The organism is Ferrovibrio sp., from assembly GCF_025869515.1.
Taxonomy (GTDB): domain Bacteria; phylum Pseudomonadota; class Alphaproteobacteria; order Ferrovibrionales; family Ferrovibrionaceae; genus Ferrovibrio.
This window is the reverse complement of sequence record NZ_JAOZVR010000052.1, coordinates 109016-135710: the sequence shown is the minus strand read 5'-3', so window position 1 is coordinate 135710 and position 26695 is coordinate 109016. Positions and strand designations below refer to the sequence as shown.

25 protein-coding genes are annotated in these 26695 nt (G+C 65.6%); 18 read left to right on the top strand and 7 right to left on the bottom strand.

The window, feature by feature from the left end; genetic code table 11:
- Nucleotides 1-76 precede the first annotated feature (76 nt).
- From metK to OJJ21_RS08790, 12 genes are all read left to right on the top strand, one after another.
- Nucleotides 77-1291, top strand: a complete 1215-nt coding sequence (gene metK / locus OJJ21_RS08845; RefSeq protein WP_297685227.1) for a methionine adenosyltransferase — start codon at nucleotides 77-79, stop codon at nucleotides 1289-1291.
- A gap of 18 nt (nucleotides 1292-1309) precedes the next feature.
- A complete protein-coding gene (gene trmB, locus OJJ21_RS08840; protein ID WP_297685225.1) occupies nucleotides 1310-2029 on the top strand; it encodes a tRNA (guanosine(46)-N7)-methyltransferase TrmB in 720 nt (239 codons plus the stop codon).
- A gap of 22 nt (nucleotides 2030-2051) precedes the next feature.
- The gene (locus OJJ21_RS08835) at nucleotides 2052-2687 is read left to right on the top strand and encodes a CbtA family protein (protein WP_297685223.1); all 636 of its coding nucleotides are present in this window, start codon (nucleotides 2052-2054) and stop codon (nucleotides 2685-2687) included.
- A 219-nt stretch (nucleotides 2688-2906) separates the two neighbouring features.
- Nucleotides 2907-3428 carry a ribosome maturation factor RimP gene (rimP, locus tag OJJ21_RS08830; RefSeq protein ID WP_297685221.1) on the top strand — a complete coding sequence of 174 codons (522 nt, stop codon included), beginning with the start codon at nucleotides 2907-2909 and terminating at the stop codon, nucleotides 3426-3428.
- Nucleotides 3429-3464: 36 nt separating this feature from the next.
- Nucleotides 3465-4985: a transcription termination factor NusA gene (gene nusA / locus OJJ21_RS08825; RefSeq protein WP_297685219.1), complete on the top strand. Its 1521-nt coding sequence runs from the start codon at nucleotides 3465-3467 to the stop codon at nucleotides 4983-4985.
- Nucleotides 4986-5011: 26 nt separating this feature from the next.
- Complete coding sequence (locus tag OJJ21_RS08820; RefSeq protein ID WP_297685217.1) at nucleotides 5012-5470, top strand: DUF448 domain-containing protein; 459 nt, start codon at nucleotides 5012-5014, stop codon at nucleotides 5468-5470.
- Nucleotides 5471-5596: 126 nt separating this feature from the next.
- Entirely contained in the window at nucleotides 5597-8515 is a 2919-nt protein-coding gene (gene infB / locus OJJ21_RS08815; RefSeq protein ID WP_297685215.1) for a translation initiation factor IF-2, read from the top strand.
- A gap of 34 nt (nucleotides 8516-8549) precedes the next feature.
- Nucleotides 8550-9011: a 30S ribosome-binding factor RbfA gene (gene rbfA, locus OJJ21_RS08810; RefSeq protein ID WP_297685213.1), complete on the top strand. Its 462-nt coding sequence runs from the start codon at nucleotides 8550-8552 to the stop codon at nucleotides 9009-9011.
- A 13-nt stretch (nucleotides 9012-9024) separates the two neighbouring features.
- Nucleotides 9025-9930: a tRNA pseudouridine(55) synthase TruB gene (gene truB / locus OJJ21_RS08805; RefSeq protein ID WP_297685211.1), complete on the top strand. Its 906-nt coding sequence runs from the start codon at nucleotides 9025-9027 to the stop codon at nucleotides 9928-9930.
- Between the two features lie 17 nt (nucleotides 9931-9947).
- The gene (gene rpsO, locus OJJ21_RS08800; protein WP_297685210.1) at nucleotides 9948-10217 is read left to right on the top strand and encodes a 30S ribosomal protein S15; all 270 of its coding nucleotides are present in this window, start codon (nucleotides 9948-9950) and stop codon (nucleotides 10215-10217) included.
- A 273-nt stretch (nucleotides 10218-10490) separates the two neighbouring features.
- Nucleotides 10491-12629 (top strand): polyribonucleotide nucleotidyltransferase, encoded by a 2139-nt coding sequence (pnp, locus tag OJJ21_RS08795; RefSeq protein ID WP_297685209.1) that lies wholly within the window; start codon nucleotides 10491-10493, stop codon nucleotides 12627-12629.
- Between the two features lie 187 nt (nucleotides 12630-12816).
- On the top strand, nucleotides 12817-13629 hold the full coding sequence (locus tag OJJ21_RS08790; RefSeq protein ID WP_297685207.1) for a sulfotransferase: 813 nt from the start codon (nucleotides 12817-12819) through the stop codon (nucleotides 13627-13629).
- Between the two features lie 7 nt (nucleotides 13630-13636).
- On the opposite strand, the gene OJJ21_RS08785 is transcribed toward OJJ21_RS08790, so the two are convergent.
- A complete protein-coding gene (locus OJJ21_RS08785; RefSeq protein WP_297685205.1) occupies nucleotides 13637-14446 on the bottom strand; it encodes a transporter substrate-binding domain-containing protein in 810 nt (269 codons plus the stop codon).
- Nucleotides 14447-14666: 220 nt separating this feature from the next.
- Between OJJ21_RS08785 and OJJ21_RS08780 the strand changes: the two genes are divergently transcribed.
- Nucleotides 14667-15683, top strand: a complete 1017-nt coding sequence (locus OJJ21_RS08780; RefSeq protein ID WP_297685203.1) for a hypothetical protein — start codon at nucleotides 14667-14669, stop codon at nucleotides 15681-15683.
- Here the strand turns inward: OJJ21_RS08780 and OJJ21_RS08775 are convergent.
- The 5 genes from OJJ21_RS08775 to OJJ21_RS08755 all read right to left on the bottom strand — a co-directional run bounded on the left by OJJ21_RS08775 (nucleotide 15680) and on the right by OJJ21_RS08755 (nucleotide 21421).
- Nucleotides 15680-16129 (bottom strand): PaaI family thioesterase, encoded by a 450-nt coding sequence (locus tag OJJ21_RS08775; RefSeq protein WP_297685201.1) that lies wholly within the window; start codon nucleotides 16127-16129, stop codon nucleotides 15680-15682. The genes OJJ21_RS08780 and OJJ21_RS08775 overlap by 4 nt on opposite strands.
- Nucleotides 16130-16384: 255 nt before the next feature.
- Entirely contained in the window at nucleotides 16385-17866 is a 1482-nt protein-coding gene (locus OJJ21_RS08770; protein ID WP_297685199.1) for a tripartite tricarboxylate transporter permease, read from the bottom strand.
- Nucleotides 17866-18354 carry a tripartite tricarboxylate transporter TctB family protein gene (locus tag OJJ21_RS08765; protein WP_297685197.1) on the bottom strand — a complete coding sequence of 163 codons (489 nt, stop codon included), beginning with the start codon at nucleotides 18352-18354 and terminating at the stop codon, nucleotides 17866-17868. Before OJJ21_RS08765 ends, OJJ21_RS08770 begins: the two co-directional genes overlap by 1 nt.
- Nucleotides 18355-18382: 28 nt before the next feature.
- Nucleotides 18383-19375 (bottom strand): tripartite tricarboxylate transporter substrate-binding protein, encoded by a 993-nt coding sequence (locus OJJ21_RS08760; RefSeq protein WP_297685195.1) that lies wholly within the window; start codon nucleotides 19373-19375, stop codon nucleotides 18383-18385.
- Nucleotides 19376-19702: 327 nt separating this feature from the next.
- Entirely contained in the window at nucleotides 19703-21421 is a 1719-nt protein-coding gene (locus tag OJJ21_RS08755; protein ID WP_297685193.1) for a PAS domain-containing sensor histidine kinase, read from the bottom strand.
- Nucleotides 21422-21521: 100 nt separating this feature from the next.
- Here OJJ21_RS08755 and OJJ21_RS08750 point away from each other — a divergent pair, with 100 nt between their 5' ends.
- The 4 genes from OJJ21_RS08750 to OJJ21_RS08735 are packed head-to-tail and all read left to right on the top strand — an operon-like array spanning nucleotide 21522 to nucleotide 24447.
- Nucleotides 21522-22895: a deoxyguanosinetriphosphate triphosphohydrolase gene (locus OJJ21_RS08750; protein WP_297685191.1), complete on the top strand. Its 1374-nt coding sequence runs from the start codon at nucleotides 21522-21524 to the stop codon at nucleotides 22893-22895.
- A 20-nt stretch (nucleotides 22896-22915) separates the two neighbouring features.
- Nucleotides 22916-23524, top strand: coding sequence for a 2-hydroxychromene-2-carboxylate isomerase (locus tag OJJ21_RS08745; protein WP_297685189.1), 609 nt, complete (start codon nucleotides 22916-22918; stop codon nucleotides 23522-23524).
- The gene (locus tag OJJ21_RS08740; RefSeq protein WP_297685187.1) at nucleotides 23521-24021 is read left to right on the top strand and encodes a cell wall hydrolase; all 501 of its coding nucleotides are present in this window, start codon (nucleotides 23521-23523) and stop codon (nucleotides 24019-24021) included. Before OJJ21_RS08745 ends, OJJ21_RS08740 begins: the two co-directional genes overlap by 4 nt.
- An 18-nt stretch (nucleotides 24022-24039) precedes the next feature.
- Complete coding sequence (locus OJJ21_RS08735) at nucleotides 24040-24447, top strand: carboxymuconolactone decarboxylase family protein (protein WP_297685185.1); 408 nt, start codon at nucleotides 24040-24042, stop codon at nucleotides 24445-24447.
- A 68-nt stretch (nucleotides 24448-24515) separates the two neighbouring features.
- On the opposite strand, the gene OJJ21_RS08730 is transcribed toward OJJ21_RS08735, so the two are convergent.
- Nucleotides 24516-25865 (bottom strand): aspartate aminotransferase family protein, encoded by a 1350-nt coding sequence (locus OJJ21_RS08730; protein ID WP_297685183.1) that lies wholly within the window; start codon nucleotides 25863-25865, stop codon nucleotides 24516-24518.
- Nucleotides 25866-26024: 159 nt separating this feature from the next.
- Here OJJ21_RS08730 and OJJ21_RS08725 point away from each other — a divergent pair, with 159 nt between their 5' ends.
- A complete protein-coding gene (locus OJJ21_RS08725; RefSeq protein WP_297685181.1) occupies nucleotides 26025-26588 on the top strand; it encodes a cupin domain-containing protein in 564 nt (187 codons plus the stop codon).
- The last annotated feature ends 107 nt before the right edge of the window (nucleotides 26589-26695 follow it).

The window sequence follows — 26695 nt, the reverse complement described above, 5'->3', positions numbered from 1 at the left end:
CGGCGTGCGCCAAGCGACCGGTGCGGGGATACGTAGCTTCGGGCCGGTTGGCGCGGCCGCTTGAGGAGATAAAAACGTGGCGCGTTCCTCTTATCTGTTTACCAGTGAATCGGTTTCCGAAGGCCATCCCGACAAGGTCTGCGACCAGATCTCCGATGGCGTGCTGGATCTCTTCCTGAAGGAAGACCCCTATGCCCGGGTCGCCTGCGAAACCCTGACCACCACCAACCGCATCGTGCTGGCCGGCGAAGTGCGCGGGCCGAAAAGCCTGGTGTCGAAGTCGGGCGCGGTGAACAAGAAGAAGATCGAAGAGGTGGCGCGCGCCACCGTGAAGAAGATCGGCTACGAGCAAAAGGGCTTCCACTGGAAGACTGCCAAGGTCGATGTGCTGCTGCACGGCCAGTCGGCCGATATCGCCGTCGGCGTCGATGCCGCCGGCAACAAGGACGAGGGTGCCGGCGACCAGGGCATCATGTTCGGCTATGCCTGCAACGAGACGCCGGAACTGATGCCGGCGCCGATCCAGCTGTCGCACAATATCCTGAAGTCGATGGCCGATGCCCGCCACAGCGGCAAGGAGCCGCTGCTCGGCCCCGATGCCAAGAGCCAGGTGACCCTGCTGTACAAGAACGGCAAGCCGACCGGCGCCACCGCCATCGTGGTTTCGACCCAGCATGCCGCCAAGGACAAGAAGGGCCGCGAGCTGGAATCGGGCGATATCCGGCGCATCGTGCGCCCCTATGTGCTGAAGGCCCTGCCCAAGGGCTGGATGTGCGATGAGGAGCATTTCTACGTCAATCCGACCGGCCGTTTCGTCATCGGCGGTCCCGACGGCGACGCCGGCCTGACCGGCCGCAAGATCATCGTCGACACTTACGGCGGCGCGGCCCCGCATGGCGGCGGCGCCTTCTCGGGCAAGGACCCGACCAAGGTCGACCGCTCGGCCGCCTATGCGGCGCGCTACCTGGCCAAGAACGTGGTGGCCGCCGGTCTGGCCGAGAAATGCCTGATCCAGCTGTCCTACGCGATCGGCGTGGCCTATCCGCTGTCGGTCTATGTCGACACTTTCGGCACCGGCAAGGCCGACGAGAACAAGATCTCCAAGATCCTGCAGGAGCTGATGAAGCTCAGCCCGCGCGGCATCCGCGAGCATCTCAAGCTCAACCGCCCGATCTATGCCCGCACCGCCGCCTACGGCCATTTCGGCCGCAAGCCGGAAAAGGACGGCGGCTTCTCCTGGGAGAAGACCGATCTGGTCAAGGACCTGAAGTCGGCCTTCAACGTCCGGTAAGGGCGTTCACGAGGTTTCGTGTCTGACGAGTCCCATGATGCGGCTGCGCCGCGACGCCTGATCTTCGGGCGCCGGCGCGGCCGCAAGCTTTCCCCCCATCGCGAACAGACCTTCGCCGACTGGCTGCCGCGTCTCAGCATTCCGCTGCCGGCGCCCGGTGGCGTGCTTGATCCCGCTTCGCTGTTCCCGCAGCCGAAACAGGCCTACTGGGTCGAGGTCGGTTTCGGCGATGGCGGGCATCTGTTTGCCCTGGCTGAGCAGCATCCCGAGATCGGCTTTCTCGGCGTGGAGCCCTTCGAGCATGGCGTCGCCAAACTGGTGATGCGCCTCGCCGCGAAGCTGGAGGCGGGTGGCGCGGATAACATCCGTATCCTGACGGACGATGCGCGCCTGCTGCTGAAGGCCCTGCCGGATCGCAGCATCCAGCGCGGTTTCACGCTGTTTCCCGATCCCTGGCCGAAGAAGCGGCACCAGTGGCGCCGCATCGTCAACGCTGAGACTTTGGCCGAGTGGGCCCGACTGATCCCGCCGGGCGGCGAGCTGCGGCTGGCCACCGATGTGCCGGATTACCAGCGCTGGATGCTGCGCCATATCCTGGCCGAACCGCGTTTCGCCTGGCTGGCCGAGACCAGCCGCGACTGGCTGCAGCGCCCGGCCGACTGGCCGCCCAGCAAATACGAGCAAAAGGCCATCGCCGCCGGCCGCACGCCGCATTACTATCGTCTGCGCCGGGTCTGACCTGCTGCAGAAGAGGCGCCAGATGCCTTTCCGCCTGTTGGCCGCTGCCTTCATGGCGGCTTTGCTTGCCACGCTCGGGCTGATGTTCCTTCGGGTGGCGACCACCCCTGCGGGCCAGCTCGACATCGCCGAAGGCGATTTCCTGCTGCTGCGCCATCTGGCGCTGGGCCTGTGCGGCGGCCTGACCCTGCAGGTCGTGTTCCTGCACAAACCGCCCGGTATCTATCGCGGTCTCGCCTGGGGCGGTGCCGGGTTCCTCGCCCTGACCCTGATGCCCTGGCTGGCGCTGCCCGGCAGCATGCCCGGCCGGGTTTCGCCGGAGCAGCCGCTGCTCTGGCTCAGCGTGATGGCGGCCAGTGCCGGCGGGCTGTGGCTGCTGTGGTGGCCCGGCGACAGCGGGAAACCGTCGCCGGTCCGCCGCCTGGGCGGCCTGGCCCTGCTGCTGCTGGCCGGGGTCTCGGGTGGCGGCTTTGAAGACGGGCTGCCCCGGGCCGAACCGATGGCGGATGACGACCCAGAGCTGGGGGTTTGGCGCGGCTTGGGCCTCAACCTGCTGTTCTGGCTGCTGCTGGGGCTGTTTTCGGTCCTGGCGGCCCGCCGGGTGGTGCAGCGCCCGGGTCCGGATCCGGATCCCAAAACCGGTCCCGATCACGGCTGATCCAGGCCGCCAAAACGGGGTTAAACCCCTTGCATTAGCTGAATTTGCCGCTATAACAGCGTCCGACATTGCTGGCCTGGTCCATGGTCGGATCGGGAAGAGGACATGGGCCGGCTGGCCCATTTTTTGTTTCTGCCGGGCAGAACCGTCCGGCAGGGTCCCGGGCCGGCCTGTCCACAGATAACGGCAAGAGTGTTTTTTAAGGATCGAAGCGCACGCATGGATGCGGCGAAGCGGATTGCGGACCTGATTGCCCCCACGCTGGACGCGATGGGCTTCCAGCTCGTGCGCGTCAAGCTGATGGGCACCGAACGTCCGGTGCTGCAGATCATGTTCGAGCGCGACACCGGTGGCGCCCCGCATGACGGCGGCATCACGGTGGATGACTGTGCCGAGGCCAGCCGTGCCGTCAGCGCCGTGCTGGATGTGGAAGATCCGATCAGCGGTGCCTACCGGCTCGAGGTCTCCTCGCCCGGCCTGGATCGCCCGCTGACCAAGGCGGCCGATTTCGAGCGATTCAAGGGCTTCGCCGCCAAGGTCGAGCTCGGTCGTCCGCTCGAGGGCCGCAAGCGTTTCCAGGGCCGCATCGGCGGCCTGGCTGGCGATGCGGTGGTGTTGCGCGACGAGGAGAAGGGCGCCGAGGCGCGCCTGCCGGTTGCCGAGATCGCCAGCGCCAAACTGATTGTTACCGACGACCTGATCACCGCCAGCCTGGCGGGACGCAGTGCGCCGGCGAATTGAGTCTTTACCGGTAACGAGTTTCGAGGAACAGGAACAATGGAAACGGTAACCAGTTTCAACCGGCTTGAGCTGCTGCAGGTGGCCGATGCCGTGGCCCGTGAGAAAGCCATCGAGCGCGATGTCGTGCTGATGGCGATGGAAGATGCGATCCAGAAGGCGGCGCGTTCGCGCTACGGCCTGGAAAACGACATCCATGCCGAGATCGATCGCAAGTCGGGCGAGATTCGTCTGGAGCGTCATCTGCAGGTCGTCGACAAGATCGAGAACGACGCGATCGAGATCGGTATCATCGAGGCGCAGCGCCGCAATCCCGATGCCCAGGTGGGCGACGTGATCGCCGAGCCGCTGCCGCCGATCGATTTCGGCCGCATCGCCGCCCAGACCGCCAAGCAGGTGATCGTGCAGAAGGTGCGGGAAGCCGAGCGCGAGCGCCAGTATATGGAATACAAGGACCGCATCGGCGAGATCGTGAACGGTCTGGTCAAGCGCGTCGAATACGGCAATGTCACCATCGATCTCGGCCGCGCCGAGGCGATCCTGCGCCGCGACGAACTGCTGCCGCGCGAGACCTTCCGCCAGGGCGACCGGGCGCGCGCCTATATCTACGACGTGCGCCGCGAGCCGCGCGGGCCGCAGATTTTCCTGTCGCGCTCGCACCCGCAGTTCATGTCCAAGCTGTTCGCCCAGGAAGTGCCGGAAGTCTACGACGGCATCATCGAGATCCGCGCCGTGGCGCGCGATCCGGGCAGCCGCGCCAAGATCGCCGTGCTCTCCAATGACAATTCGATCGATCCGGTCGGCGCCTGCGTCGGCATGCGGGGCAGCCGCGTGCAGGCCGTGGTGAACGAACTGCAGGGCGAGAAGATCGACATCATCAAGTGGTCGCCCGATCCGGCCACCTTCATCGTCAATGCGCTGGCCCCGGCCGAAGTGGCCAAGGTGGTGCTGGACGAAGAGGCCAATGCCGTCGAAGTGGTGGTGCCGACCGACCAGCTGTCGCTGGCCATCGGCCGCCGCGGCCAGAATGTGCGTCTGGCCTCGCAGCTGACCGGCTACGACATCGACATCCTTACCGAGGAAGAAGAGAGCGAGCGCCGCCAGAAGGAATTCCGCGAGCGCAGCCAGCTCTTCATCGATTCGCTGGATGTGGATGAGACCCTGGCCCAGCTGCTGGTCACCGAAGGTTTCACCAAGGTCGAGGAACTCGCCTATCTGCCGGTCGAGGAACTGGCCGAGATCGAGGGTTTCGACGGCGATATCGCCAACGAGCTGCATGAGCGCGCGGTCGAATACATCGAGAAGCGTAACTCCGAATTCGAAGAGAAGCGCCAGGCGCTCGGCGTCAGCGACGAAATCGCCGGCATCGAGGGCATCACGCCGGCCATGCTGGTCGCGCTGGGCGAGAAGGGCGTGAAGACGCTCGACGACCTCGGTGATCTGGCCGGCGACGAACTGCAGGAGATCGTCGGCGAGGGCCTTTCCAATGAAGATGCGAACGCCATCATTATGGCGGCGCGTCAGCATTGGTTCGACGGCGAGGAAGGCGGCCAGGCGTAAGCCCGGCGGCCAGGCGTTCCCGCGTCATGCCGCAGCGGCGTTGCCTGCTGACCGGCCAGCGCGCGGAGGCCGAAACCCTGCTGCGCTTCGGCGTGGTGGCGGGCAGTGTGGAGCCGGATCCGGCTCATCGGCTGCCAGGTCGCGGGCTCTGGCTCGTGCCCGGCCCCGATGCGGTGGCGACGGCGGTGGCCAGGGGCATGTTCGCCCGGGCTGCGAAACGCAAGCTGCTGGTGCCGGCCGATCTGCCGGCCCGCAGCGTGGATGCCTGGATGGCCCATGTGGCCGGCCAGGTGAAGAAAGCCCGGCAAGCCGGGCTGGTACTGGCCGAGGCGGCCGCGGCGGAAGGCGACCCGGAAACAGACGGGGCGCTGTCCTGCGATGCGGCGGTGCTCGGTCTGGGGCGGCTGGCGCTGAAACGCACGCCGCTGACACGGCGCGCGGTAGCCGATCTGGCGCTGCTCGCCCGGCTGCGCCCGCTGCCGTGACGGCGGCGGGACGTTGACGGACCGGGTGGGGGGTGCCATGAGGCTGGGCCCGCCATAGGTTAAGGCCACTGGCACCAGTCGGTATCAGTGGAATGTGGTTTTAGGCGGTAGGCGGAAGCGGACTGTATGAGCGACGTGAACGAGCAGGACAAGGACAAGGCGGCAGCGAAGCCCAAGCGGCTGGAGCTGAAAAAGACCGTTGAGACCGGACAGGTGCGCCAGAGCTTCAGCCATGGCCGTACCAAGGCGGTGACGGTCGAGGTGCGCAAGAAGCGCACCATTGTCCCGCCGGGTTCGAAGGCTGCTGCGGAAACCGCCGCCGCGCCGGCTGCCGCCCAGGGCGCCGCCCAAAGCGCCGCTCAGGGCGCCACCTCGGCTGCCGCTGCCAAGGCAGCTGCACCCAGCGTGCATGTGCCCTCGCGCGCCGAGATCATTGCCGAACATGATGCGGCCCAGGCCGCCAGGGTTGCCGAAGAGGCCGCCGCCCGCGTGGCAGCGGAAGCGGCGAAGGCCGCGGCGGCTCCCGCCGCCGCTGCACCGGCCGTGGCCCAGACTGCCGCTCCGGCCGAGCCCAAAGCCGCCGCGACTGCGGCGCCGACCGCCCGCATTGTCGATCCGCAGCGCACCGGCCCGCGCATGACGGCGCAGCCGACCGGCGATGTTCGCCCGGGCACCGCTTCTGGCCGCGACCGCACGCCCGCCCCGCCCCGGACGTCGCAGCGCACCAGCGGCATGGTGCTCAAACCGATGTCGGAGGAGGAGCGGCAGGCCCGCACCCGCGTCAACGAGGACGAACGCCGCAAATACGCCGAGATGCGCCGCGTCGCCGAAGAGGGCATGCGTCGCCGTATGGACGACCAGTCCAAGATTCACGCCGAACGCGAAGCCGCGTTGCGCCGCCAGGCCGACGAGGATGCCCGCAAGAAGGCCGAGGAAGAGACCCGCAAGAAGGCCGAGGCCGAAGCGGCACGCCGCCTGAATACGCCGGAGACCCCCGGCACGGCGGCAGCGCCGGGTGCAGCGGCGCCGACCGGCGTGCGCCCCGCGGCGATGGATGACGAGGATGACGGCGGCGCCAAGCGGCGCGGCGGTCCGGGTGCCAAGGTAACGCCGGCCAAGCCGACCACGCTGCGCCCCAGCCGCGATACCGGCGAACGCCGTACCGGCAAGCTGAGCGTGACCAAGGCGCTGGACGACAACGAGCGCGTGCGCTCGGTGGCCTCCTTCCGCCGCCGCATCGAACGCGAGAAGCGCTCGCATCATCAGGATTCCGCCGAGCAGCAGAAGGTTCTGCGCGACGTGGTTGTGCCTGAAACCATCACCGTGCAGGAACTGGCCAACCGTATGGCCGAGCGCGGCGTGGATGTGGTCAAGGCGCTGATGAAAATGGGCGTGATGGCCACCATCAACCAGACCATCGATGCCGATACCGCCGAGCTGATCGTCAGCGAATTCGGCCACCGCGTGCAGCGCGTGGCGGAATCCGATATCGAAGTGGGTCTCGCCGGCGAGAAGGACGAGGATGCGGTGCTGGTGCCGCGCTCGCCCGTCGTCACCGTCATGGGCCACGTCGACCACGGCAAGACCTCGCTGCTCGATGCGCTGCGCCAGACCGATGTGGTCAGCGGCGAAGCCGGCGGCATCACCCAGCATATCGGCGCCTACCAGGTGCATATGAAGTCGGGCAAGGCGATCACCTTCCTCGATACTCCGGGCCATGAGGCCTTCACGCAAATGCGCGCCCGCGGCGCCAAGGTCACCGACATCGTCGTGCTGGTGGTTGCCGCCGACGACAGCGTGATGCCGCAGACCGTGGAAGCGATCCATCATGCCAAGGCGGCCGGCGTGCCGATCGTCATTGCCATCAACAAATGCGACAAGCCGGCTGCCAATCCGCAGAAGGTGCGGCAGGAACTGCTGCAGCACGAGATCGTCGTGGAACAGATGGGCGGCGAAGTGCAGTCCATCGAAGTGTCGGCCAAGACCAAGGCCGGCCTCGATGCACTGGAAGAAGCCATCCTGCTGCAGGCTGAAATCCTCGACCTCAAGGCCAACCCGGATCGCCGTGCCGAAGGCGTGGTGGTCGAAGCCAAGCTGGAGCGCGGCCGTGGTTCGGTCGCCACCGTGCTGGTGGCTCGCGGCACGCTGCATGTCGGCGATGTCTTCGTGGCCGGCAGCGCCTGGGGCCGCGTGCGCGCCCTGATCGACGATCACGGCAAGAATGTCGTTTCGGCCGGCCCGTCCGTGCCGGTCGAGGTGCTCGGCCTGCAGGGCAATCCGGAAGCCGGCGACGAATTCGTCGTCGTCGAGAACGAAGCCCGTGCCCGCGAAGTCGCCGAATTCCGCGAACGCAAGCAGCGCGAAGCCCGCTCGGCCATTTCGGCGCGCGGCTCGCTCGAGCAGATGTTCTCCAAGATCCAGGCCGGCGAAGCTAAGGAACTGCCGATCGTCATCAAGACCGACGTGCAGGGCTCGCTGGAAGCGATCCAGGCCGCCGTCAACAAGCTGGGCACCGAGGAAGTGGTCGTCCGCTTCCTGCATGGCGCCATCGGCGGTATCAACGAATCCGACGTCTCGCTGGCGGCGGCCTCGAAGGGCGCCATCATCGGCTTCAACGTGCGTGCCTCCAAGCAGGCGCGTGAGCTGGCCGAACGCGAAGGCGTCGATATCCGCTACTACTCGATCATCTACAACCTGATCGATGACCTGAAGGCGCTGCTCTCGGGCATGCTGGCACCGTCGATCCGCGAGAACTTCCTCGGCTATGCCGAGATCCGCGAGGTGTTCAACATCACCAAGGTCGGCAAGGTCGCGGGTTGCATGGTCACCGAAGGCCTGGTCAAGCGTGGCGCCAAGGTGCGCCTGTTGCGCGACAACGTGGTCATCCACGAAGGCGCGCTGTCGACCCTCAAGCGCTTCAAGGACGAGGCGCGCGAGGTCAAGCAGGGCATGGATTGCGGTATGTCGTTCGAGAATTACAACGACATCCAGGTCGGCGACATGATCGAGTGTTTCGAACTCGAGAGCGTGGCGCGCGAGCTGTAAGCCCGCGCGTCCTCTTCGCTTCAGGGAGACTGTCATGGCGCAGCGCAAGCGCAGCAGTGGCACCGTTGGCGGCAAGGGTGCCAAAAGCGGCAGCCGCGATGAACTGCCCGGCGGCCGCAGCCAGCGTCAGCTGCGCGTCGGCGAGGAACTGCGCCACATCCTGTCCGATGTGCTGCGCAATGGCCATTTCCGCGATCCCGACCTGGCCGATCTGGTCGTCACCGTCACCGAGGTGCGCGTCAGTCCCGATCTGAAGGCGGCCACCGCCTTCGTCATGCCGCTGGCCGGCAAGGATGCTCCCAAGATCATCGCCGGGCTCAACCGCGCCACCTCCTATATCCGCATGGAGGCCGTGAAGCAGATCGACCTGCGCGTGGCGCCGCAATTCTCCTTCAAGCTGGATCACAGCTTCGACGAGGCGGCACGGGTGACCAAGCTGCTGCAGCAGCCGGCCGTGCAGGCCGATCTCGAAAAAACGCCCGAGTCCGAGGAATGAAGCGCGGCCTGCGATGAAGAAGCGTGGCCGGCCGGTCCACGGCTGGGTGATCGTCGACAAGCCGCTCGGCCTCACCTCGACGCAGTGCCTGGCGAAAGTGCGCCGGCTCACCGATGCGGCCAAGGCCGGCCATGGCGGCACGCTCGATCCGCTCGCCACCGGCATCCTGCCGATTGCGCTCGGCGAAGCCACCAAGACGGTCAACTGGGTGATGGGCGCGGGCAAGACATACCGCTTCACCGTGCGCTGGGGCGAGGGCACCGAAACCGACGATGCCGAGGGCCCGGTCACGCAGCGCTCCGATATCCGCCCCGACCGCCTCGCCATCGAAGCCATGCTGCCGGTCTTCACCGGCGAAATCATGCAGCGCCCGCCGGCCTATTCCGCCATCAAGGTCGACGGTCGGCGGTCCTATGACCTGGCCAGGAAGGGCGAGGCCCAGGACCTGGCCGCCCGGCCGATCCGCATCGATGCGCTGCGTCTGATCGACTGTCCGGACCCGGACCACGCCATCTTCGAGGTGGATTGCGGCAAGGGCGCCTATGTGCGCGCGCTGGGCCGGGATTTTGCTTTATATTTAGGGACTTACGGCCATATCACGGCCCTGCGGCGCACCCGGGTCGGGCGCTATGGAGAAAAGGCGGCCTTTTCGCTGGATTCACTGGAGGAACTGTGCCAAAACGACGCCGCGCACGCGTATCTGCTGCCGATTGAAACCGCGCTGGACGACATCCCGGCCCTGGTTCTGACCGGCCCGCAGGCTGACCGCCTCAAACACGGGCAGCCTATAAAGATCGCGCTCACGGCCCCCGGGCTCCCGCCGGAAGGAGAATTGCTGGTGACCGCCGACGGCAAGCCCGTCGGAATCGCCGAGCGTCTCGCTGACGAAGTCCGGCCACTGCGTTTGTTCAACCTTTGATGTCGCGGAGTTAGACCATGACCATTACCGCCGAGCGCAAGACCGCGCTGGTTTCCGAATATGCCACCAAGAAGGGCGACACCGGTTCGCCGGAAGTCCAGGTGGCCGTGCTCACCGAGCGCATCAACAACCTCACCGACCATTTCAAGACCCACAAGAAGGACGTGCATTCGCGCCGCGGCCTGCTGATGATGGTGAGCAAGCGCCGCAGCCTGCTCGACTATCTCAAGAACATCGACACCGCGCGCTATGATTCGCTGATTCAGCGACTGGGTCTGCGCAAGTAACGATTATGGCCGCTGCCGCGAATGCAATCGCCAGCAGCCGTATTCCGGATACGATGAACCACGCCCGCTCCCGGACCGCCGGGGCGGGCGTCGTTTTTTCGTAGGCCGGAGTTTTGGCCGGCGGCATCGGGATGGACTCGATGCGCCGGTTTGCCGCGTGCGACTGATTCCAGTCGTGCCGGCCGGGCGGGAGGCGATGGGCGCCGTCCCGCCGGGTGCCTAGGTCAGGGACAGTCCGAAGGACCGAAGGGTGCCGAGGAAGGAAGAAAGACTATGTTCAATATCCACAAGACCGAACTGATGTGGGGCGGCCGCAAGCTCACCATCGAGACCGGCAAGATCGCCCGCCAGGCCGACGGCGCCGTGATGGTGACCTATGGCGACACCATCGTGCTGTGCACGGCCGTGGCCGCGAAAAACCCGAAGCCGGGCGTCGACTTTTTCCCGCTCACCGTGAACTACCAGGAAAAGACCTTTGCCGCCGGCAAGATTCCCGGTGGCTTCTTCAAGCGCGAAGGCCGTCCGAGCGAGAAGGAGACGCTGACCTCGCGTCTGATCGATCGTCCGATCCGCCCGCTGTTCGCCGACGGTTTCCGCAACGAGACCCAGGTGGTCGCCACCGTGCTGTCGCATGACATGGAGAACGATCCCGATATCGTCGCTCTGGTCGGCGCCTCGGCCGCGCTCACCATCTCGGGCATTCCCTTCATGGGCCCGATCGGCGCCGCCCGCGTTGGCTATATCAACGGCGAATACGTGCTCAACCCGCTGAAGTCCCAGCTGGGCGACAGCAAGCTCGACCTCGTCGTCGCCGGCACCGCCGACGCCGTGCTGATGGTCGAATCCGAAGCCCAGCAGCTGCCGGAAGACGTCATGCTCGGCGCCGTGATGTTCGGTCACAAGGGCTTCCAGCCGGTGATCGAAGCCATCATCGGCCTGGCCGAACGCGCCGCCAAGGATGCGATGCCGCTGCAGGCCCGCACCGGCTACGAGACCGCCTTCAAGAAGCTGCAGGATTCGGGTATCGAAGCCGAACTGCGCGTCGCCTATGAAGAGAAGGTCAAGCAGGCCCGCTACGCCAAGGTCGGCGAAGTAAAGGCCAAGGCCAAGGCGCTGTTCGCCGATGGCGAAGCCAACCCGGTCGACGTTTCCGATGCCTTCAAGCATCTGGAAGCCCAGGTCGTGCGCTTCAACATCCTCGACACCGGCCTGCGCATCGACGGCCGCGACACCAAGACCGTGCGTCCGATCGTGTCGGAAGTCGGCGTGCTGCCGCGTGCCCATGGCGCCGCGCTGTTCACCCGTGGCGAGACCCAGGCGCTGGTGGTCACCACGCTGGGCACCGGCACCGACGAGCAGATCATCGATGCGCTGGACGGCGAATACCGCGAAGCCTTCATGCTGCATTACAACTTCCCTCCCTACTCGGTCGGTGAAGCCGGCCGCATGGGTTCGCCGGGCCGCCGCGAAATCGGCCACGGCAAGCTGGCCTGGCGCGCCGTGCGCCCGCTGCTGCCGGCGAAGGAAGCCTTCCCCTACACCATCCGCGTCGTCTCGGAGATCACCGAGTCGAACGGTTCCTCCTCGATGGCCACCGTCTGCGGCACCTCGCTGGCGCTGATGGATGCCGGCGTGCCGCTGACCGCTCCGGTCGCCGGCATTGCCATGGGCCTGATCCTGGAAGGCAGCCGCTTCGCCGTGCTGTCCGACATCCTGGGCGACGAGGATCATCTCGGCGACATGGACTTCAAGGTGGCCGGTACCGACGAGGGTGTCACCGCCCTGCAGATGGACATCAAGATCGCCGGCATCACCGAAGAGATCATGAAGGTGGCGCTGGAGCAGGCCAAGCACGGCCGCGTCCATATCCTGAGCGAGATGGCCAAGGCGATGTCGCAGAACCGCAGCGGCGTGAAGGAAAACGCTCCGCGCATCACCACGATGAGCGTGCCGAAGGACAAGATCCGCGAAGTGATCGGGTCGGGCGGCAAGGTGATCCGCGAGATCGTCGAGAAGACCGGCACCAAGATCGACATCGAGGACGATGGCACGATCAAGATCGCTTCCAGCGATCCGGCCGCCGCCGATGCCGCCGTGCAGTGGATCAAGTCGATCGTCTCGGAACCCGAGGTCGGCATGATCTACAAGGGCAAGGTCGTCAAGCTGGTCGATTTCGGCGCCTTCGTGAACTTCTTCGGCAGCCGCGACGGCCTCGTGCATGTCTCGGAAATGGCACCCAAGCGCATCAACAAGCCGAGCGACGTGGTGTCGGAAGGCCAGGAAGTGCGCGTCAAGGTGCTCGGCATCGATGAGCGCGGCAAGGTCCGCCTCTCGATGAAGGTGGTCGACCAGGCCACCGGCGAGGACCTGTCGAACAAGCCGCGCAGCGACGAGGCTGTCGAAGCCGAGTAAGCCTCAGGGCAATCGAATGCGGAAAGGCCGGGAGTGATCCCGGCCTTTTTCATTTCAGGGCTGGCCGCGACTGCAGAGCGTGCGGTGCTGTCCGGGTTTAGGGAATGTTAAGCGCCGGCGGCGATGCTGGCGGCAATGTGCCATTTCCTGTCCGGGCCGATCCCTGACAGTCCCGACGAGGTGCGTCTTGCGGTTCCACGGTAAAACCGATCTGCCTTTCGAGCCCTATTTCGTGGTGGGTGCCCAGCGCACCGGCACGACCGTGCTGCATGCCCTGATCTGCACGGATGATGCGACCAACGACTTCATTGCCGAGAGTAATTACTACACCGAGCTGCTGACGCCCTTCCTGTCGGGCTGGGCGCAGTTCGAGTCCAAGACCAAGGAATTCTTCGTCGATCGCCAGCGCTATATCGACTACCACGGCCATCTGATGCGCGCGGTGCTGCACGATATCTGGGTGCAGCTGGGTCAGCCGAAGAAGCTGGTGCTCAAGGACCCGATCCTCAGCCTGCATATGCATATCCTGGCGCAGCTGGTGCCGGAGACGAAATTCGTCATCTCGATCCGCGATCCGCGCGATGTGGTGGCCTCGCGCGTCGTGGTGCACCGGAAAGCCAAGCCGGATGTGCAGGTCAGCGACCACGACATCGCGCGTTTCTGCAACGATTTCAATTCGTCCTACATGGCCCTGACCAAGATGCCCGGCACTTTCGCCGGACGCGCCCTTCTGGTGCCCTATGAAGGTCTGGCGCGCACGGGCGACCTGTCGTCGGTGGAGGCATTCGTCGGCGTCACCTGCCGCAAGGATAAAGTGTGGCAATCGGAACTGACCGATATCAATACCGGCAAGTCGGAATGGCAGACCGAACAATACGGCAAGCCGCTGAATGCCGATTCGATCGGCAATTACAGCAAGACCCTGACCGGGCCGCAGGTGGAGCTGGTGCTGCGCCACTGTGGTTTCCTGATGCAGGCGCTTGACCTGCCGCTCGCCTGAGCCGGGCTCAGGACGGATTTTCCAGCGCCACCAGCGGCGCGACGATGCGGCGGTAACGTCCATCGGCGCGCATCGCGCGATAGGCGGCGCGCAGGGTGTTGACGGTGTCTTTCGGCAGATTGGGCGAGGCGGCGATCCAGAACGGCAGGGTGGCGAAGGACTCGCTGGCGCGCAATTCGCTCTGGATGAAATTCAGCTCGGCCCAGGTGGCGCGGCCCACCGCGCGCAACGCGAACCAGCCGTCGATCCGGCTGGCCTGCAGCAGGCGTGCGTTGTCGGTCTCGCTGTTGGCGGTTTCGAAATTTTCCAGCCCGAAGGATTTCAGCATGCCCTGCAGTTCCGAGCCGCGCATGACGCTGATGCGCGGCAGCTGGCGCGCGGCCTCCAGGTTGCCGACGGTTCCGGCGCTGCGTCGGGTGAAAAAGACGGCGCGATCCGCATAGACCTCGCCGATCCAGATATAGCGGCTCTCCCGCTGCGGCGTGCGCAGCAGGGCCGGGTAGAGCGTGCCGCCCTGGTCGAGCGCCATCACCGCCCGCTGGAAGGGCAGGATACGTACGGTCGGATCGATGCCGATGGCGCGGGCCAGCGGCTGCACCAGCTCCACTGCCGGGCCGCTGCCGATGCCGTCCCGTTCGATCACATAGGGCGGCCGGCTGGCGCCCACGATCTGCAGGGCGGCTTGCGCGGCCGGGGCCTGCACAGACGGAGCCGGCACAGCCGGAGATTGGGCGCGCGCCGACGTGACCGCGACACCGGCCAGGGCGCCGGTCAGTCCGATCATGAGAACGGCAATCGCTGCCCGCGGAAAATACAAGATCGCAATCCTCCCCGGCCTGCCCAGATTAGCGTATGGCTGGTAAGAAACCGGTTATTTTCCGGTCATATACAGAGCGAAAGCAGGAAGAACCGCGATTCGCGCCAGGGATGATCGCCGGTCCGTCCCGGCGCTGCCGCCGGACCATCCCGGGCCGGCCTGATTCTTGCCGTTTTTTAGCGTTTAGGTTGCGATAGCCGAGTCTGCGTGGAGTCAAAAAATGCCGATGCAACGCCCATGTCCCGGTCCGGTCCGCCCTGCCAGCCTGCTGGCGGCCGGGTTCCTGCTGGCCGGCCTTCTGCTGCCGGTTGCCCGGCCGGCCGTGGCGCAGACCCAGCCGGCGCCGGCGCAGCCATCGGAAGCGTCCGAGCCGGCCGATACCGAGGATGTCACCGAGGGGGCCGTCATCGTGCGGGGCAAACACAGCGCCGGCGACACGACGGTCGACTGGGAGGCCGCCCTGCGCAACGGCAAGCCGGAGCGGATTGCCGAGTGGCGCGACTATGGCGGCAACGGCAACGCCAATGTGGTGTTCAGTTTTCACAACGGCGATCTGATGCATTATGCCGAGCATGGCCGGCGCCGTGGCGGCCAGGCCGGATCGATGGACGGTCTGCGCCGCGTCGAACTGAATCTCTCGTTTTCCAATGGCCGCTATACCGGCGGCCGCAAGACGGTCGACGGAATCGAAACCGAACCGACCGATGCGGAAATCCGTGGTGCCAATGTGCAGGCGCTGGCGGCGCTGGAGCGGCTGGCGGTGGCCAAGCCGGCCTGGCAGGAAAGTCGCCAGATCACCGGTTTCTCGATCGCCTCGATCCCGCAGCCGGGTGGGCCGAGTGCCGAAGCGCGCCGCCTCGCCGGTGCCGGCGGCGAAATCGTGTTCCGCTGCAGCGATACGCTTTTCGCCGTGCTGGGCGCGGCGCAGGATCGCCTGGTGGTCGAAACCCAGGGCCGCGATCCGGTGACCCTGCAGCGCCAGACGGCGGGGCAGCGGTATGACTATTTCGGCGCCGGCTGGGGCGCCCAGCGCCGCGGCGAGGAACTCCGTCTCGAGGAAGCCAGCGGTCGCGCCATGCTCTGCCGCATCGTTTCGGCGGCGGCACCGCCCTCTTCACTGCCCCCGTCTGCACCGACACCGCCTTCATCGGCGCCGTCTTCCGCAGCGCCGGCACCGTCGCAGCCTGTCGGCGCGGGTGAGCCGCTGCCCACCGTCACCATCCCGCCCGCACGCTAGATGCGCGCGACGACCTTGAAGGTGGCGGTGGCGCGGTTGGTGACCAGGCTGCCGACTCGCAGTTCGCAGGCGACCGTCAGGATATCGCCTTCGAATTTCAGGTCGGCCAGCTGGCATTCCAGCCAGGCGCCCATCGGCACCGGCCGCCGGTAATCCAGGGTCAGCTGCGTTGTCCACATTTTGCCGATCTCCGGCCGCTGGTGCAGGATGAAGGCGGCCATGAAGGTATCGGCCAGCGTGGCGAGGAAGCCGCCATGGCCGGTGCCGTGGCGGTTGCCGTGTTTGGGCCGCACATGCAGGCCGAAGACCGGCGGCGCACCGCTGCGGTCATCACGAACGTAAACCTTGCCCAGGCTTCCGAAGAATTTCGACACCGGCGGCAGCACGGTAAAACCGGGCGGCACCGGCGCCGCTCTGTAGCCATGATTCGTGCGGCGCTGTTTCATGGACAGGTGAATGGCCCATGCAGCGGCGGAAGGCAAGTCATGCAGGCGATGCATGCTGCATACAAAAAATGAGGGGCGACCGGGGGGGAGGTCGCCCCTCAAAGGGGGTATTCATAGGGGAGGAAATAAGAAACGAAGCGACTCTGCAAAATCTCTCCGTCTCATGGTTCCTATATAGGATGTCCTGCGCCAGCGTGCAGTGATGGTGGTCACTTTTCTGCACCCCGCCCTGAAATCGTCATGTTTCAGAAGGTTTCAGGGCCTGTTCCGCAGGCGCACCGCCAGCGGGATCAGCAGCAGCAACGCCGCGATGACCAGCAAAGTCAGGCTGAGCGGCCGGGTGACGAAGGTGGTCATGTCGCCGGCCGAGATCGTCATCGCGCGACGGAACTCCTGTTCGGCGAGCGGGCCGAGGATCATGCCGATCACCGCCGGCGCGGTGGGAAAATCGAAGCGCCGCATCAGATAGCCCACGCCGCCGATCAGGTAGAGCAGCACCAGGTCGACCCATGACTGGCTGATGCCATAGGTGCCGATGGTGGCGAACACCAGGATGCCGCCATAGAGCCAGGGCGCCGGGATGGTGAGGATCTTCGCCCACAGGCCGACCAGCGGCAGGTTGAGCACCAGCAGCATCACGTTGCCGACATACAGCGACGCGATCAGGCCCCATACCAGTTCCGGCTGGTTCTGCAGCAGCAGCGGGCCGGGATTGATGCCATAGGACTGAAATGCCGACAGCATGATGGCGGCGGTCGCCGAGGTCGGCAGGCCGAGCGCCAGCATCGGCACCAGCACGCCGGCGGCCGAGGCATTGTTGGCCGCTTCCGGCCCGGCCACGCCTTCGATGGCGCCGTGGCCGAACTCTTCCGGTTTCTTCGACAGCTTTTTCTCCAGGAAATAGCTGATGAAGGTCGGCACTTCCGCGCCGCCGGCCGGCAGCGCGCCAAAGGGAAAGCCCAGCGCCGAACCGCGCAGCCACGGCTTCCACGACCGCTTCCAGTCATCCTTCGTCATGCCGGCGCGGCCCTGCAGCGTCATCACGCTGGCCTGCACCTTCGGCCGTGCGGCGAGATAGAGCGTCTCGCCGACGGCAAACAGTCCGACGGCGACGACGATCACGTTGATGCCGTCCAGCAGTTCCGGCAGGCCGAAGGTGAAGCGCGCCTGGCCGGTCTGCAGGTCGATGCCCACCAGGCCGAGCAGGATGCCGAACGCCAGCGCGGTCAGGCCGCGCAGCACCGATGTGCCCAGCACGGCGGAGACCGCGACGAAGGCCACGATCATCAGCGAGAAATAATCCGCCGGGCCGAAACGCAGGGCGAATTCCACCAGCGGCGGAGCGAGGAAGGTCAGGCCGATGGTGCCGATCGTGCCGGCGACGAAGCTGCCGATCGCGGCGGTGGCCAGCGCCGCCGCGGCGCGGCCCTGCTTCGCCATCTTGTGCCCTTCCAGCGCCGTGATGATGGTGGCGCTTTCGCCCGGCGTGTTGAGCAGGATCGATGTGGTGCTGCCGCCATACATGGCGCCGTAATAGATGCCGGCAAACAGGATGAAGGCGGCGGTGGGCGGCACGCTGAAGGTGATCGGCAGCAGCAGCGCGATGGTCAGGGCCGGGCCGAGGCCGGGCAGCACGCCGATGGCGGTGCCGAGCGTGACGCCGACCAGCGCCCACATCAGGTTGATCGGCTGCAGGGCGACGGCGAAGCCGCCGGCCAGGAGACTGAAGGTTTCCATCAGATCAGGCCTTCCAGCAGGCTGACGACAAGATCGCCCTCACCGATATTGATGCCGAGCAGCTGGGCGAAACCGAAATAGGCCACGGCAGCGAAGCCAAGACCGATCAGCGCGTCGCGGCCCGGCCGGCGGCTGCCGAAGGCGCGTGCCGTGCAGGCAAACAGCAGCACCGATGCCGGAATGAAGCCAAGCGGGCCGATCAGGCCGATATTCAGCACCAGGCCGAGCAGCAGCCAGCCGACAGCGCGGAGATCGAAGCCGGCTTCGGTTTCCTCGGGCGGGCTGGTCCAGATACCGCGCCAGGCCTGCGCCAGCAGGGCGAGGCCGAGCGCGATCAGCAGTCCGCTGGCGATATAGGCCACCAGTGTCGGCCCGACCTGGGCATACATCGGCGACACCGGAATCTCGGCGGTCTCGTAGAGGGCGACGATGCCCAGCATGATGACACCGAGCGCCAGCAGCACTTCGGGTTTGCGGAGACGGTCCATGCGCTATGACCGGTTCGCCGGGTGGCGATCAGGCCAGGCCCAGATCTTTCAGGATCGCCTCGATGCGCGTGTTTTCCTCGGTCAGGTATTTGCCATAGGCGTCACCGGCCAGGAAAACGTCGGTCCATTCGCGCGTCTTCAACTGCTCGGTCCAGGCCGGCGAGCCGCGCATCCTGGTCATCAGGTCGATCAGCACCGCCTTGTCGGTATCCTTGATGCCCGGCGGGGCGAACACGCCGCGCCAGTTATACAGCTCCACATCCAGTCCCTGTTCCTTGATGGTGGGAACATCGATACCGGGCTGGCGCTTGTCGGCCGAGATCGCCAGCGCGCGCAGTTTGCCAGCCTTGATCTGCTCGCTGAACTCGCCCCAGCCGGAGACGCCGCAGGTCACCTGGTTGCCGAGCAGGGCGGCCTGGGCCGGGCCGCCGCCGGAATAGGCCACATAGGCCACCTTCTTCGCCTCGCCGCCGGCCGCCTTGGCGATCATGCCGGCCAGGATGTGATCGGTGCCGCCGGCCGAACCGCCGGCCCAGGACACCTTGGTCGGATCGGCCTTGAAGGCGGCCGCCAGGTCCTTCAGCGTCTTGTGTGGCGAATCGGGCGGCACCACGATGACCTCGAATTCGCCGGTCAGGCGGGCGATCGGCACGGTCTGCGTGATCTTGACCGGCGATTTGTTGGTGATCAGCGCGCCCACCATCACCATGCCGGCCACCATCAGCGCATTGCCGCGGCCTTTCCACTGGTTGACGAACTGCGGCAGGCCGACCGCGCCGCCGGCGCCGCCCACATTGGTCACCTGCGCACCCTTGATCAGGCCGGCGGTCTTCAGCGCCTGCTCCATGCTGCGCGCGGTCTGGTCCCAGCCGCCACCGGGATTGGCCGGCACGAACAGCAGCAGATTGTCGATGGCTGCCGCCTTTGACTGGGCCAGGGCGTCGTTGCCAAAAGCCGGCAGCAGGGCAGTGGCGGCGGCGGCCGTGACCGTGGATTGCAGGAAGCTGCGGCGATTGATCATGTTTCTCTCCCGGACTCGATTCTGGTTGTTTCGGCAGTAGAAACAGGCGGTCGGCCGAAGACAAGGAAATATCCTGTAAACCGGCCGTTCCCCGGGATGGTTCCTGGGCCGCGGAGGTTTGGCCGCAGGCTGATTATTTCCGGGGGTTGAATGCGCGCCGCACCGCCTTACATTCACTTTTTGTTCCTTTATTGAGTAAAACGGGACGTGGCGAACCGCCGCGAACCTGAACGAGCGCAAACGAAACCAAACGAACCGAAACGAACCCGAACGAAGCGAAACGGATTCAAACGAACCGAAACGGATTCAAACGAACCGAAACGGGGCTCAGGCCGGCAGCAGCACTTCCACCGTGGTGCCCTGGCCGGGCTCGCTGCGGATGTCGAGCCGGCCGCCATGCAGCTCCACCAGGCTGCGGCAGATCGACAGGCCCAGGCCGGCGCCACTGTTGGCGCGGGTGCGGTAGACGTCGGCGCGATGCAGGTGCAGCGGCTGGATCACGGCGCGGCTTTCCGCCGCGCTCATGCCGATGCCGGTATCGATCACGCGGATGCGCACCACGCCGTTGCTCTGCCCGGCCTCCAGAGTGACGCGGTCGCCCGGGCGGCTGAACTTCACCGCATTGCCCAGCAGGTTGATCAGGATCTGCGTCAGGGCGCGGGCGTCGGCATTCAGCGTCAGGCCGGTCGGACCGGACTGCAGCGCCACCTCGGCCTGGCGGGCCTGCGGCTGCACCATGGCCAGCGCGCTGCTGGCGATCTGGTCGAAGCTGCAGGCCTCGATATTCATGTCGAGCCGGCCGCTTTCCAGCCGCGACAGGTCGAGGATGTCGTTCACCAGTCGCAGCAGGTGTTCGCCCGATTCCTGGATATTGGCGGCATACCCCTGGGCGCGGTCGCTCAGCGGCCCGGCATAGCCGCCCTTCATCATTTCGGCGAAGCCGATGATGGCATTCAGCGGCGTGCGCAATTCATGGCTCATGTTGGACAGGAAGGTGGTCTTGGTCCGGCTGGCGCTTTCGGCCGCCTCGCGCTGCTCGATCAGCTGGGCCTCGGTTTCTTTCAGGCGCGTGATGTCGATGCCGCAGGTGATGATGCCGAGGATACGGCCATCCGTGTCGCGCAGCGGCACCTTCTGGGCCCAGATCACGATGGGGCGGCCATCCGGCCCGGTCCAGGCCTGTTCCATATGCGCCGTCTCGCCGGTCGCCAGAACCTGGCGGTCGATATTCTCGATCACGGCGGCAACATCGGGGCCGACGATCTCGCTCCAGCTGCGGCCCATGTAATTCTGGTCATAGGCCTGGCGCAGGCTGTGCATGCGCCGGTTCATCATCTGGTAGCGCAGGTCGGTATCCTTGTAGCTCATGGTGGCCGGCATGGCATTCAGCAGCGCTTCCAGGAACTGCGTCGTTTCATGTTCGGTGCGCCGTGCTTCGACCTCGCGCTGCCGCGCATTGTCGAACTCGATCATGATCAGGCACAGGCCGGTGGTCAGGTTGATCAGGATCGACAATGCGAAGGATTCGTTCAGCGATGCGGTCTGCGCCATCAGCTGCGTGGCATAGAAGATCGACAGCCCGCTGCGTACCAGCAGAATGATGCCGGCAGCGATATAGAAAACCGAACGGCGATGCGTCAGGAGCAGGATGCCGGCATAAAGCAGCAGGGCGGCTGAAACCACCAGCGCAGTCGGGTAATAGGCGGTGCTGCTGACCTGCTGCAGCAGCAGGGTAAAGCCGCCGATCGCAAGCGCCGCCAGCAGCGCGGCGGGCATGCTGTCCTGGCGACCGGTCAGGCTGCGCATGCCGGCGGTAATGAAGACGATGGCGGCGGTGCCCAGCCCGGCGGCAACCATGAAGACGGGATGCCCGCCCTGCCAGTCGAGGAAGCCGGCGATGGCAAAGGGCGGCGCCAGACAGGCATGGCCCAGCGCCCAGAACAGCAGGTGCCGTCCGCCATCGAGCTTGCGCCAGGCCACCAGACAGGCCAGGGCCACCAGCAGGGGCGCCAGGGTGGCCGCAATCGCGATAATCGGAATTGCCATGAATCGTCCGTCTGTTCCCCGTATCCTCCGATTTAGGGCGATTCCGTTTCAATCAAAAACTGCAGCCGGCTCCCGGTTTCTGCCGCCCCCGGGGCAGGGCTTGAAAGCCAGAATCATTCTCTCCACAGTGCCGGCCATGACAATGCAATGGTCGCGGCTGCTTTCGGCCCAGCGTCTCGGTCACCAGGGCGCCGAACCGGTGACCCCGGCGCGCAATCCGTTCCAGAAGGACTGGGATCGCGTGGTGTTCTGTTCGGCCTTCCGCAGGTTGCAGGACAAAACACAGGTTCACTCGCTTCCCGAGAGCGACTATGTGCGCAACCGGCTGACCCACTCGCTGGAAGTCTCCTCGGTCGGCCGCTCGCTCGGCGCCCAGGTCGGACAGACCGTGCTGCAGCGGGCGGATACGAAGAAACTGGGCGCCGCAGCCGCTGACGGCATCGGCGCCGCCGAATTCGGTCATATCGTCGCGGCGGCCTGCCTCGGCCACGATATCGGCAATCCGCCGTTCGGCCATTTCGGCGAGGCGACGATCCAGCACTGGTTCCGCTCCGGCCCGGGTGCCGCGCTGATCGGGGAACTCGGCCCGGTCGAACAGCGTGATTTCCTGTTCTTCGAGGGCAATGCCCAGGGCTTCCGGGTGATGACACGGCTGCAGAACTGGCGCGATGCCGGCGGCCTGCGGCTCACCTGCGCCACGCTCGCCACCTTCATGAAATATCCCTTCGGCAGCGTTGCAGCCGATCCGCAGAAAAAGAAATTCGGCCATTTCGCCGCCGAGGCGATGCTGTTCGAGGAAATGGCCGGCAATGTCGGTCTGCTGACGCTGGGCGAGGACCGCTATGCGCGCCATCCGCTCACCTACCTGGTCGAGGCGGCCGACGATATCTGCTATTCGGTGGTCGACATCGAGGATGGTTTCAAGCTCGGCCGCATCACCTTCGCGGAGGCCGAAGAACGGTTGAAAGGCCTGTTGCGCCGCCTGCCGCCGCGTTATGTCGAAATCGCCGATGAAACCTGGAAGATCGCCTATCTGCGCGCCAAGGTGATCGGCGACCTGATCGATCTGGCGGTGGAAGTCTTCCTCGACCATGAGACCGACATCCTGAGCGGCCGCTTCACTGGCGATCTGCTGTCGCAGACCGCGATGGCGCCGCAGCTCGACGCGATTGCCGGCTTTACCCGCCAGCGCATTTTCGAGACGCGCGAGCGTTTCCAGACTGAGGTGATGGGCGGCGAAATTCTCACCAGCCTGCTGGCCGCCTTCTGCGATGCGCATCATGCGCTGGAACTGGCCGGCGGCGACACCGTTTCGCTGGCGCCGCGCCAGCGGGCGCTGCTGCGCCTGATGCCGCTGCCGCCGCGCGGCGATGCAACGCGGTATGACTGGCTGCTCAGTGTCACCGATTTCATCAGCGGCATGACCGATACCTACGCGCTGTCGCAGTTCCAGCGATTGCGCGGCCTGCAGTAAGATAACCCGACGAGGAAACGATGGCGGCCCAGATCGATTACTACACCTTCATCAGTTCGCCCTGGGCCTATCTCGGTTCCAGGCGCTTCGCCGCCATGGCGGCGAAGTATGGCGCCAGGGTGAAGATCACGCCCATGGCGCCGCTGATGGTGTTCGAGGCCACCGGCGGGCTGCCGCTGGGCAAGCGGTCGCAGCAGCGCCAGGACTATCGCTTCGTCGAGCTGGAACGCTGGCGCAGCCATCTCGGCGTCAAACTGAACCTGCGTCCGGCCGGTTTCCCGGTGAACGAGACGCTGGCGGGCAAGCTGGTGGTCGCGGCCCGTGATGACGGCGGTAATGACGCTGCCATTGCGTTGGCTCATGCCATGATGCAGGCGCTCTGGGCCGAAGAGCGCAACATCGCCGATCCGGAAAATCTGGAAGAGATCCTCAACGAGGCTGGTCTCGATCCGGCCAGGCTGTTTGCCGCCGCCGACAGCGACACGGTGCAGGCGGAATACGAGCGCGGCACGCGGCAGGCGATCGCAGCAGGCGCCTTTGGCGCACCGTTCTATGTGGTGGACGGCGAGCCCTTCTGGGGCCAGGATCGCCTCGATTTCGTTGAGCGGAAGCTGGCCGCGGCGAAATGATCGCGCGCCGGCTGACCGGTCTCGTGCTGCTGGCGGTGCTCATCGCTGCCCGCCCGGTCATGGCGCAGGACAGCGCGGCACAGGTGCCGAGCCCGTCGAGGGCGCTGGACGATGAAACCAAATGCCTGGCGCTCGCCATCTACTGGGAAGGCAAGACCGAGACGCGCGCCGGCCAGCTGGCGGTGGCGCATACGGTGCTCAATCGCGTGAAGCATGCGAAATTTCCCGACACGATCTGCGGCGTCGTATCGCAGAAAGCCGAGGATGGCCGAAAACGCTGCCAGTTCTCCTGGTGGTGCGACGGCAAGCGCGATGTACCGATGAATGACACGGACTGGGAGCAGGCTATGGGCAACGCGCGCGCCGCCCTGCATGATGGTGCGCAGGATCCTACCCGCGGTGCGCTGTATTTCCACAGCGCCAGGATCAAGCCGCCGAAATGGACGGCTGGCCGCAAGAAGCTGGCCCGCATCGGCAATCACGTCTTTTATAAATAAACACGAAGGAGCGATGCGATGGCGAAGGAAGATGAAACCAGGGCGTTGTTCGAAGCCGGCCTGAAAGTGCGCCGCGAGGTGCTGGGCAAGGACTATGTCGACACATCGCTTGCCAAGGCCAACGACTTCATGATGGCGTTCCAGCACATCACCACCGAATGGTGCTGGGGCTATGGCTGGGACCGGCCGGGCCTCGATCGCAAGACCCGCAGCATGCTCAACCTCGCCATGCTGACCGCGCTGAACCGCGCGCCGGAAATCAAGCTGCATGTGAGGGGCGCGCTCAACAACGGCGTCAGCGTCGACGAGATCAAGGAAGTGCTTTTGCACGCCACGATCTATTGCGGCATTCCGGCCGGCCTGGATGCCTTCAAGGCCGCCAACGAGGTGCTGGTCGAGGCCGGCGCGGTGCCGGCAAAGCCGTAGGCGGCCGGAATAAGAAAAGCCCGGTCTCACGGCCGGGCTTTTCCATGGAGGCGGATCTGGCTGCGGGGTCAGTTCACGCTCTGGATCGCGTCCTTCAGAATGCCGAAGATGTCGTCGATATGGCCCTTGTTGAGGATCAGCGGCGGCGACAGCGCGATGGTGTCGCCGGTGAGCCGGCACATCAGGCCCTTCTCATAGGCTTTCACGAACACATCGTAGCCGCGCTTGCCGGCGCCGTCTTCGCGGGCCGACAGTTCGATACCGGCCATGATGCCGATATTGCGGATGTCGATCACGTTCTTCACGCCCTTGAGACTGTGGGCGGCCTCTTCCCAGTAGGGCGCCAGCGCCTTGGCATTCTCGAAAATGCCCTCGTCGCGATAGAGGTCGAGCGTGGCGATGCCGGCGGCGCAGGCCAGTGCATGGGCCGAATAGGTATAGCCGTGGAACAGTTCGATCATGTTCTCCGGGCCGCTCATGAAGGCGTCATGCACATGCTTGCGGGTGAAGACTGCGGCAGCGGGCACGGCAGCATTGGTCAGGCCCTTGGCCACCGTCATCATGTCCGGGATCACGTCGAAGGTGTCGGCACCGAAGGCCGCGCCGGTGCGGCCGAAGCCACAGATCACCTCGTCGAAGATCAGCAGGATGCCGTGCTTGTCGCAGATCTGGCGCAGCTTCTGCAGATAGCCCTTCGGCGGAATCAGCACGCCGGTGGAGCCGGCCACCGGTTCGACGATCACGGCGGCAATCGTGCTGGCATCGTGCAGCGCGACGATGCGCTCCAGCTCGTCGGCCAGATGGGTGCCCCAGTCCGGCTGGCCCTTGCTGAAAGCCATGTCCTTCAGGCTGTGGGTATGCGGCAGATGGTCGACGCCGGCCAGCAGCGGGCCGAACACCTTGCGGTTCGACACGATGCCGCCGACCGAGATGCCGCCGAAGCCGACGCCGTGATAGCCGCGCTCGCGACCGATCAGGCGGGTGCGGGCGCCTTCGCCGCGGGCGCGGTGATAGGCGATGGCGATCTTCAGCGCGGTATCGACCGCTTCGGAGCCGGAATTGGCGAAGAAGACGTGATTGAGATCGCCCGGTGCGAGATGGGCGAGGCGGGCGGCGAATTCAAACGCCTTGGGGTGGCCCATCTGGAAGGTCGGCGCGAAATCCATTTCGGCGGCCTGCTTCTGGATCGCATCCACGATCGGCTTGCGGCAGTGGCCTGCATTGACGCACCACAGGCCGGCGCTGCCATCGATCACCTGGCGGCCGTCATGGGTGGTGTAATGCATGTCCTTGGCACCGACGAGCAGGCGTGGATTGGCCTTGAACTGGCGGTTGGCGGTGAAGGGCATCCACCAGGATTCGAGGTCGTTCGGCACGGCCGTGTTTTCGTTGGAAACAAGGGCGGGTTTGGCGGACATGGCGGGCTCCGGCAGCGCTGAGGGGAGGGATGCTGGAGCCATCATCGGGGCTTTCGCGATGGCGAAACAGTGCTTTTCTGCTGTCCGCTAACCCCTTGATCTTTATGGAGTGATAAGCAGAATGTTCAGGATCGTGAACAGCGAAACGGGGTGCTGCCCATGGAAAAAGCCTCTGACATCGATATCGGCAGCCGGCTGAAGGCGGTGCGGCTGGCCGCCAAGCTGTCGCAGCGCGAGCTGGCGCGCCGAGCCGGCGTCACCAATGCCACCATTTCGCTGATCGAGGCCAACCAGATGAACCCGTCGGTCGGCGCACTGAAACGCGTACTCGACGGCCTGCCGATGAGCCTGGCGGAATTTTTCGCCATGGAAGACATGCCGGCGCCGCGCAAGGCCTTTTATAAAGCCGACGAGCTGGCCGAGGTCGGCAAGGGCAAGATCAGCTATCGCCAGGTCGGCGCCGATCTGCGCGGCCGCGCGCTGCAGATTCTGGTGGAGCGCTATGCGCCCGGCGCCGATACCGGCCGGGTCATGCTGAAGCATGAAGGCGAGGAGGGCGGCGTGGTGATCCGCGGCCGCATGGAAGTGACGGTGGCGGACCAGGTGCGCGTGCTGGGTCCGGGCGATGCCTATTATTTCGAAAGCGACCAGCCGCACCGGTTTCGCAATATCGGCCGCGAACCCTGCGAGCTGATCAGCGCCTGCACACCGCCTACCTTCTGAGCGGCGCGCAGGGCGAAGGTCAGTCCTTCGTCGCGGCGACGCAGACGATCTCCACCATATGCGGATGTTCCAGCGTGGCGCCGATGCAGGCGCGCTGCGGCGGATTG

What these genes read in the sequence shown, in the direction of transcription:
- rbfA (WP_297685213.1), top strand. Translation starts at nt 8,550, where the DNA reads ATGGCGCAGCGCAAGCGCAGCAGTGGCACCGTTGGCGGCAAGGGTGCC.
- OJJ21_RS08770 (WP_297685199.1), bottom strand. Translation starts at nt 17,866, where the DNA reads ATGGAAACCTTCAGTCTCCTGGCCGGCGGCTTCGCCGTCGCCCTGCAG.
- infB (WP_297685215.1), top strand. Translation starts at nt 5,597, where the DNA reads ATGAGCGACGTGAACGAGCAGGACAAGGACAAGGCGGCAGCGAAGCCC.
- OJJ21_RS08775 (WP_297685201.1), bottom strand. Translation starts at nt 16,129, where the DNA reads ATGAAACAGCGCCGCACGAATCATGGCTACAGAGCGGCGCCGGTGCCG.
- OJJ21_RS08725 (WP_297685181.1), top strand. Translation starts at nt 26,025, where the DNA reads ATGGAAAAAGCCTCTGACATCGATATCGGCAGCCGGCTGAAGGCGGTG.
- OJJ21_RS08730 (WP_297685183.1), bottom strand. Translation starts at nt 25,865, where the DNA reads ATGTCCGCCAAACCCGCCCTTGTTTCCAACGAAAACACGGCCGTGCCG.
- OJJ21_RS08780 (WP_297685203.1), top strand. Translation starts at nt 14,667, where the DNA reads ATGCCGATGCAACGCCCATGTCCCGGTCCGGTCCGCCCTGCCAGCCTG.
- OJJ21_RS08740 (WP_297685187.1), top strand. Translation starts at nt 23,521, where the DNA reads ATGATCGCGCGCCGGCTGACCGGTCTCGTGCTGCTGGCGGTGCTCATC.
- OJJ21_RS08835 (WP_297685223.1), top strand. Translation starts at nt 2,052, where the DNA reads ATGCCTTTCCGCCTGTTGGCCGCTGCCTTCATGGCGGCTTTGCTTGCC.
- OJJ21_RS08735 (WP_297685185.1), top strand. Translation starts at nt 24,040, where the DNA reads ATGGCGAAGGAAGATGAAACCAGGGCGTTGTTCGAAGCCGGCCTGAAA.
- OJJ21_RS08760 (WP_297685195.1), bottom strand. Translation starts at nt 19,375, where the DNA reads ATGATCAATCGCCGCAGCTTCCTGCAATCCACGGTCACGGCCGCCGCC.
- OJJ21_RS08745 (WP_297685189.1), top strand. Translation starts at nt 22,916, where the DNA reads ATGGCGGCCCAGATCGATTACTACACCTTCATCAGTTCGCCCTGGGCC.
- OJJ21_RS08755 (WP_297685193.1), bottom strand. Translation starts at nt 21,421, where the DNA reads ATGGCAATTCCGATTATCGCGATTGCGGCCACCCTGGCGCCCCTGCTG.
- nusA (WP_297685219.1), top strand. Translation starts at nt 3,465, where the DNA reads ATGGAAACGGTAACCAGTTTCAACCGGCTTGAGCTGCTGCAGGTGGCC.
- pnp (WP_297685209.1), top strand. Translation starts at nt 10,491, where the DNA reads ATGTTCAATATCCACAAGACCGAACTGATGTGGGGCGGCCGCAAGCTC.
- OJJ21_RS08765 (WP_297685197.1), bottom strand. Translation starts at nt 18,354, where the DNA reads ATGGACCGTCTCCGCAAACCCGAAGTGCTGCTGGCGCTCGGTGTCATC.
- truB (WP_297685211.1), top strand. Translation starts at nt 9,025, where the DNA reads ATGAAGAAGCGTGGCCGGCCGGTCCACGGCTGGGTGATCGTCGACAAG.
- rimP (WP_297685221.1), top strand. Translation starts at nt 2,907, where the DNA reads ATGGATGCGGCGAAGCGGATTGCGGACCTGATTGCCCCCACGCTGGAC.
- OJJ21_RS08820 (WP_297685217.1), top strand. Translation starts at nt 5,012, where the DNA reads ATGCCGCAGCGGCGTTGCCTGCTGACCGGCCAGCGCGCGGAGGCCGAA.
- rpsO (WP_297685210.1), top strand. Translation starts at nt 9,948, where the DNA reads ATGACCATTACCGCCGAGCGCAAGACCGCGCTGGTTTCCGAATATGCC.